Genomic DNA, 6,650 nt, shown 5'->3' on the forward strand with positions numbered 1-6,650 from the left:
TGATGATTCAGGGAACAGGGTCAGGGGTTGGAAAATCAACATTGCTGGCTGGTCTGGCACGGGCTTTTACCCGCCGTGGGCTGAAAGTTTTGCCCTTTAAACCGCAAAATATGTCGAATAATGCAGCCGTGACGGCAGATGGCGGAGAAATAGGGCGGGCGCAGGCACTTCAGGCGCTGGCGTGTGGTGTTCAGCCCGAAGTGGATATGAACCCGGTTTTGCTCAAGCCTCAGGGGGAGACAGGCGCGCAGCTTGTTGTGCATGGGCATGTGCTTGAAACAGTAGAAGCGCGTCAGTATCAGTCCCGTAAAGACCGGCTGATGCCTGAGGTGCTGAAAAGCTTTTGGAAGCTGGCAGCGCAGGCTGATCTTGTCCTGGTTGAAGGTGCAGGATCTGCATCCGAAGTAAATTTGCGGATGACTGATATTGCCAATATGGGTTTTGCGCAGGCCGTGCAGGCGCCGGTTGTTCTGGTTGGCGATATAGACAGGGGAGGCGTAATTGCAAGCCTTGTGGGGACACAGGTTGTGATTGCTCCGGAGGATGCTGCGCTAATTAAAGGCTTTATTGTCAATAAAATGCGCGGAGATACTTCGCTGTTTTATGACGGCATGGAAGTCATTTGCGGGCACACAGGCTGGGCCGCTCTCGGGCTTGTACCTGATCTGCCTGCTGTGCGTTATCTGCCTGCTGAAGATGCTTCTGATCTGAATACGGATCAGAGCAGAGAGGATATCCGCACTGAGGAAGGCGGTGGAGAGGGTTATACTGTTCCCCGTTTAAGAGTGGTTGTGCCTTTGCTCCCTCTTATTGCAAATTTTGATGATCTGGATCCTCTGCGTGCAGAGCCTGCTGTTGATCTGATAATGGTCAGGCCTGGGACACGTTTGCCTGAGTGTGATCTCGTAATTTTGCCCGGTTCTAAAGGGAGTTTGTCTGACCTTATGGTGTTCCGTTCAGAGGGCTGGGAGCATGATTTGCAGGACCATCTCGCCCGTGGCGGGCATGTGATGGGTATTTGTGGCGGGTATCAGATGCTGGGCCACCATATTGCCGATCCGAAAGGCGTTGAGGGGGATGTTGAGACAGTTGCAGGGCTGGGGCTGCTTGATGTGGAAACAGTGCTGACAGAATCTAAACATCTTGTTGAGAAAAAAGGTATTGTGAGTGGTATGCAGGCCAGCGTCTCGGGCTACGAGATGCATCTGGGTGAAACAGATGGTGCTGGTTGTCGTCGTCCTTTGCTTGAGCTTGACGGACAACCTGAAGGAGCCGTTTCAGCCAGCGGACAGGTTTATGGTACTTATCTTCATGGTATTTTTGGTAGCAGAGATGGCCGCATGGCGCTTTTATCACTTGCCGGAGGCGCAGATTTTACGCCAGGTGGTTTTTGGTATGAACAGGAAGATGGTTTTCAGAAAATAGCGCATCATGACATGATAGTCGAAGATGCTCTGAATAGTCTGGCGGACCATCTGGAACATTTTATTGACCTTGATGCATTGCTTGACCTGGCTTCGTACCCGGTTACGGCACTGCAGAATAGAAATTTTTCTTAAATTCTATGTGAAAACAGCCGAAATCTGCCTCTTTCAGAGAGGGGTAAGTAAATCGGCTGTATATATCGCAAGTGTAATTTTTTATTGTTATAATACTGGATGTTGCGGCTTAAATATAATGTCATAATTCTGACTGGTGTATTATTTTTCAGGCCAGCTTTTCCAGGTTTTTCTGTTGCGTCTTAACCTGTCTTTCCAGCCATTTCTGAGCAGATACTTTGCGTGATGCATCAAGCATACGGTACAGACCAATCATGTCATGCTCATCAGGAGAGACAACAAGCGGAATGTCGATCTGCGTATGGCCGGTTAAAAAAATCTCCGGGTCAACACCAAAAAGTTCAGCAAGTTTGGGAATATGTTTGCGAGCACTCCCTTCCCGTCCGGTTTCCCAGAAAGCGATAGCAGGGCGGGATACACCAAGGGAATCTGCAACCTGCTGCTGTGTCATGCCTGAAGCTTTGCGAAGAATTTTCATTCTCTGGCCGAGGTCATTCCCAGGTGAGATGATCTGTTGTTTAATATCTTGATTATTCACGGTTTTTTCTGCTTTATTTCGTTTATGAAAAATGTTTACAGGCTTTTTTCGCTGGCGTTTTTTACAGCGGGCTAGAATGTGTCATATAATTCTATTTAATACAAGCTTATGATTTCTTTTAATTTTCTGGACATGTTAAGAAAATAATAAAAATAATATTTTTAATTTTAATATGTATTTATACTTATATAAATTTTTGTTTTTTTACTTATAGTTATTATTATTTTTATTTAAATTATTATTTTTATTTGTTTTTGATTATATCTGTATTTATTTATTCTAAATATTTGTGTTTGTTTTTGAAAAATAAAAAACAAACACAAATAAACGTTCTTTTATATTTTAGAAGTTTTGAGAAATTCCTGTAAGAATAGTACGGCGCAGACCATATTGAGGTGCGCCAACGCCAATGCCACTCCCGTCGCGCAGCATATAGGTTTTGTCAAACAGATTTAAAACATCAAGCCTTATCTGCGTATTGCCTGCAAACCGGTAGCCAAACAGGTTTTTAAGTGTTTGCACGGCTGAGAAATTAAAAGTGACATATTGTGGCAAAGAAACACCGTTCGGTACAGTTGCTCCGTCAGCTCTTAACCCGCTTCCATATACCATGCTTGAGCTAAGCAGCAGAGGGTGCCAGCCGTGACTGAAGAAAGTGTATGAAGCACCGGCAGACGCTGTCCAGCGCTGGTCATGATCCAGATGAATCCAGCGGCTGCGTATATAGGCAAGGTCATCAGGGTCAAAATTAAACTGGGCGCTGGTAATGTCTTTGCCAATGGCGCGTGACCATGCAAAATTACCATAAAGAGACAGTGCGCCTCTGGTATAGGAGGTGCTGACCTCGTAGCCGTTGACCTGTCCGCGGCGATAGTTAAAGCTGCTCAGAATAATAGGCGCACCAAACTGCCCGTCATCAATCAGATTATGTGCTATTTTATAGTAAGCATCAAATGAAACGCGCCAGCCTGGCAGAATAGTTTGTTCAAATCCTGCATCGAAATAATGGTCTCGCTCAGCTTTGACGGTATTATTCAGGATGCCAGGCGAGGCACCACTGGTTCCGGCAAATTTCTCAACAGAGAGGGAGCTGACATTTTCAGCCGGCGGGGGGGTGAAGTAGCGTGAATACCCGGCATGGAGTACACCGCCGCGCCATGGTTTCCATACAATGTTCAGGCGCGGGCTGAACTGTGTCGCACTCGAATAAAAACTCATGCCATCAAAACGCATACCGTAATTGATAGTCAGATTTTTAAGAGGGGTCCATTCATCCTGAAGATACAGGCCATACTGAATGCCTGTTTTGCCACTGCCATCATAAATGGTGGAAGGAGAGGAGGAGTAAACAGGGCTTCCGTCAGCATCTGTTCGGGTTGCTCTGAATACTTTAGAATCTGTTTTTGAAACTGAACGGCCTGCAAAAATCTGAAAGCCGAAGCGTATGGTGTGCTGAGGAGCGGCATGCCAGGTCACATCATGCTGCGTGCCGCTGTTGAAAACAGAGCGTGCTGCTCGCTGAGAAATACCATTAAATACGAGGTCTCCCAGCGGATCAGGAGAGTAACGCAGGCTGCTGTAACTTGTGAATGCTGAACTTTGCAGAGAAAAAGCACCAATATCTTTTTGTAAAGAGAGAATGGCGAAGTCAGTTATCTCTTTCTGGTGTTCATCCAGGTTGCTGCTGTCTGTGCTGCCGCGTAACTGTGAGGCGAGGTTACTGCTGCTGTAGTCCGGGTTGGCAAACTGAGTTTGCTGCCCGGGGTTGTTGGGGAGCTGGTATTCAGCGTTTGATACCCCGGCAATAAGGCTGATACGTGTTGTGCTGTCAGGCGTGTATCTCAGGTGTCCCAGAAAATGATACTGGTTGGTCAGATCATGGATCGCGTTGAAGGAGCGAGTGGTGTTTTCAATACCAACCCGGTTATGCACGAAGTCAGCCGTCGCGAAGTAATCCCACTTTCCTGAATGACCACCATATTGCACGGAGGGGAAGAAATAGTCACGCGCGCCGCCATAAATGGAAACATTACCGCCTGAGTTTGTTCTGCCGTTTTTCGTTGTAATGTCGATCACCCCGGCCTGGTTAAAGCCAAATTCACTGGGGAGAGCGCCTGTAGTCAGTGACATGTTGTTTGCAAAGCGGGTCATCAGTGTCTGTCCAAAGACACTCAGACCTTCGGGTAGCTGTACGCCGTCCAGTCTGAACTGAACGGAGTTATGGTCGCCGCGTACGTGAATCTGACCATAGCTGTCCTGTGCAACGCCCGGTGCCTGCAACAAGACCTGGTTGAGTGGTGCGTTATCGCCACCAGGAATTGTTTCCAGTGCTTTGCGGCTGAACTTATAAACAGTTGCGCCGGTGTCGGGCTGTAGTTCAGAGCGTGCCTGGTCAAGGTGGGCTGTAACAGTAACATACTCAGAGTGCTGATCTTTACTGATTTTTTTTGTTACAGTCTCAGGTTTTTTGCTTGTTTTCTTACATGTTTTTTGTGTTTCGCAGAGTGGGTGAAGAGAAGGTGTCAGCTGTGCAGGCTGACTTTTTGCGGCGCCTGTCATCCACAGGATGTCAGTCGTTATGAGCAGGCAGGAATACAAAAGCGCGGATTTCCGCATGCCAGAAACACTTTCAGTTTTATAAAGAGTTGAGATACATAACCGACCAAGGAATGTTATGTTATAACATATTGTTTAAAGGGGCAAATTTTTATCATCATTTGCCTCTTGCCTTTTTGTGGGTGCTCTTTTAAATCAGAGCTGCCTTTAGTCCCGTTCGTCTAGGGGCCCAGGACACCGCCCTCTCACGGCGGCAACACGGGTTCGAATCCCGTACGGGACGCCACTCCCGTCCAAAACTGAGAACTTTCTGGTTCAGTTTAGGACGGTCTGAGATAAGCTGGTTCATCAGCCTGTCTTTTCTTCCAAAAATACGGATTTCCCTGTCATCGACCTCTATGCGGTCGACGATCGCACGGAGATATTCCTTGCGCATGGCGACGGGACCATCGGTCAGCTTTGCCCGCAGGTCACAAGAGAAGCGTTCGATCATTTCATCGGTAATCACCGGCACGACCATCGCCGGGGCTTCCGCCATCGCGCAGAGACGGCTGGCCTCGTCCCGCTGGGCCTTCAGTGCATCAAGTCTTCCCCTGAGGGTGGGATCAGTAGCATCGACGACGCCGTTTTCGATAGCCGCGTACATTCTCTGCAACTTCTGTTCGGCTTCACGGGACGCGTTACGCAGACTTTCCTGACGGGCGGCATCACGATTCTGGTTGGCAGCATAGTGTGCCAGGAGCGCTTCCAGTATCACGCCAAGCCTGTCTTTCGTGAGCAGACGGGTGGCGAGATGCTCCATGACCAGCGTATCGAGCAGATCCATGCGGATACTCCGCCCCTTGCAGGCCGTCTTTCCCTGCCGGGCCTGTGTCGCGCAGGTATAATAGCGATAACGACCGTATTTCCCTGTTCGCAACGTCATCCCGCCCCCGCAGGTGGCGCAGACTGCCACCCCCGTCAGCAGGCATGGACCATTGACGATCCGGGGTGCCGTCACACGCGGTGCGTTCTGTTTCAGACGCTGCTGCACCTCCAGAAACTCACTACGGGGAATAATGACAGGAGCATCCATCGTGATCACTTCATCCGCCGCTTTCTTCCGTCCCGTTTTCGCTTCGACCACGTTGAACGCATGCGTGCCCGCATAGGTCTCGCGTGTCAGCACGTCATGAATGAATTTGCAGGAAAACCGTGAGCCAGTCTGGGTGCGGTATCCCTTTGCATTGAGATGGCTGACGATCGCTTTGATGCCGAGCCCGCCGGACTGTCCGTCTCCATCACGGTAGAGCCCGAAGATGAGCCTGACCGTCTCCGCCTGAATGGGGGTCGATCTCCAGCTTCTTCTTGACTTTCTGCCCGCGACGCTCCGCTTCTGCTGTGCAATAGCCGAAAGGCGGGCGGGAGCCGTTCCAGAACCCCTGCCGGGCGTTCTCGTTCATGGCGCGCAGTGTATGCTTGGCATTCTCACGAGACTGATACTCATCGAACAACGCCATGATCTGACGCATCATCACAGAAGATGGATTATCTCCCAGTTCCTGCGTGATCGAGATCAGTCGGATCCCCTGCTTCGCAAGACGTCTGACGTTGAACTCCAGCTTCAAGTGATCCCGGGAAAAGCGACTGAAAGAATGCACAACGACAACGTCGAACCGCCTTGGTTTTTCTGAGGCCATTTCCATCAGTTTCTGAAATTCCGGTCTCCTGTCATCTGTTGCCGAGGCGCCCGGCTCGATGAAAACTTCGGCGACATCCCAGCCTTTCGCAGCACAGTAATTTTCAGTCTGGCGCTGCTGATCGGGGATTGACAGGTCGTGCTCGGCCTGCCGCCCTGTTGATACGCGCAGATAAAGGGCCGCGCGGAGGGATGGCGATGGCTGGAGGAGGCTCGAAGCAGGGGGCAAGGATGTCACGGCAAAACCTCATCAGAATATCGATTTCCGCTTTGTCGACCGGGATTTCTGGCGGCAGATCGTCCTGAACCTGCCAGTTGT

4 protein-coding genes, 1 tRNA gene and 1 pseudogene are annotated in these 6,650 nt (G+C 49.7%); 2 read left to right on the forward strand and 4 right to left on the reverse strand.

The features are described from left to right. Positions 1–2 precede the first annotated feature (2 nt). Positions 3–1,559, forward strand: coding sequence for a cobyric acid synthase (locus tag HK11_RS09710; RefSeq protein ID WP_086555155.1), 1,557 nt, complete (start codon positions 3–5; stop codon positions 1,557–1,559). Between the two features lie 148 nt (positions 1,560–1,707). Here the strand turns inward: HK11_RS09710 and HK11_RS09715 are convergent, their stop codons facing one another. Beyond that, positions 1,708–2,097, reverse strand: a complete 390-nt coding sequence (locus tag HK11_RS09715) for a helix-turn-helix domain-containing protein (RefSeq protein ID WP_255375977.1) — start codon at positions 2,095–2,097, stop codon at positions 1,708–1,710. Positions 2,098–2,439: 342 nt separating this feature from the next. Beyond that, positions 2,440–4,656 carry a TonB-dependent receptor gene (locus HK11_RS09720; protein WP_086555152.1) on the reverse strand — a complete coding sequence of 739 codons (2,217 nt, stop codon included), beginning with the start codon at positions 4,654–4,656 and terminating at the stop codon, positions 2,440–2,442. A gap of 207 nt (positions 4,657–4,863) precedes the next feature. Between HK11_RS09720 and HK11_RS09725 the strand changes: the two genes are divergently transcribed. Beyond that, a tRNA-Glu gene (locus tag HK11_RS09725) sits at positions 4,864–4,939 on the forward strand. A 564-nt stretch (positions 4,940–5,503) separates the two neighbouring features. Here HK11_RS09725 and HK11_RS12600 read toward each other — a convergent pair. Next, positions 5,504–6,040 (reverse strand): annotated as a pseudogene (locus HK11_RS12600) (recombinase family protein); the annotation flags it as partial. Continuing rightward, complete coding sequence (locus HK11_RS12490) at positions 5,934–6,569, reverse strand: recombinase family protein (protein ID WP_198943251.1); 636 nt, start codon at positions 6,567–6,569, stop codon at positions 5,934–5,936. The gene HK11_RS12490 and the pseudogene HK11_RS12600, both read right to left, overlap by 107 nt. Between the last annotated feature and the right edge of the window lie 81 nt (positions 6,570–6,650).

The sequence above is a fragment of the Acetobacter sp. DmW_043 genome (assembly GCF_002153485.1).
In the GTDB taxonomy this organism is placed as follows: domain Bacteria; phylum Pseudomonadota; class Alphaproteobacteria; order Acetobacterales; family Acetobacteraceae; genus Acetobacter; species Acetobacter thailandicus.

What these genes read in the sequence shown, in the direction of transcription:
- HK11_RS09710 (WP_086555155.1), top strand. Translation starts at nt 3, where the DNA reads ATGATTCAGGGAACAGGGTCAGGGGTTGGAAAATCAACATTGCTGGCT.
- HK11_RS09720 (WP_086555152.1), bottom strand. Translation starts at nt 4,656, where the DNA reads ATGACAGGCGCCGCAAAAAGTCAGCCTGCACAGCTGACACCTTCTCTT.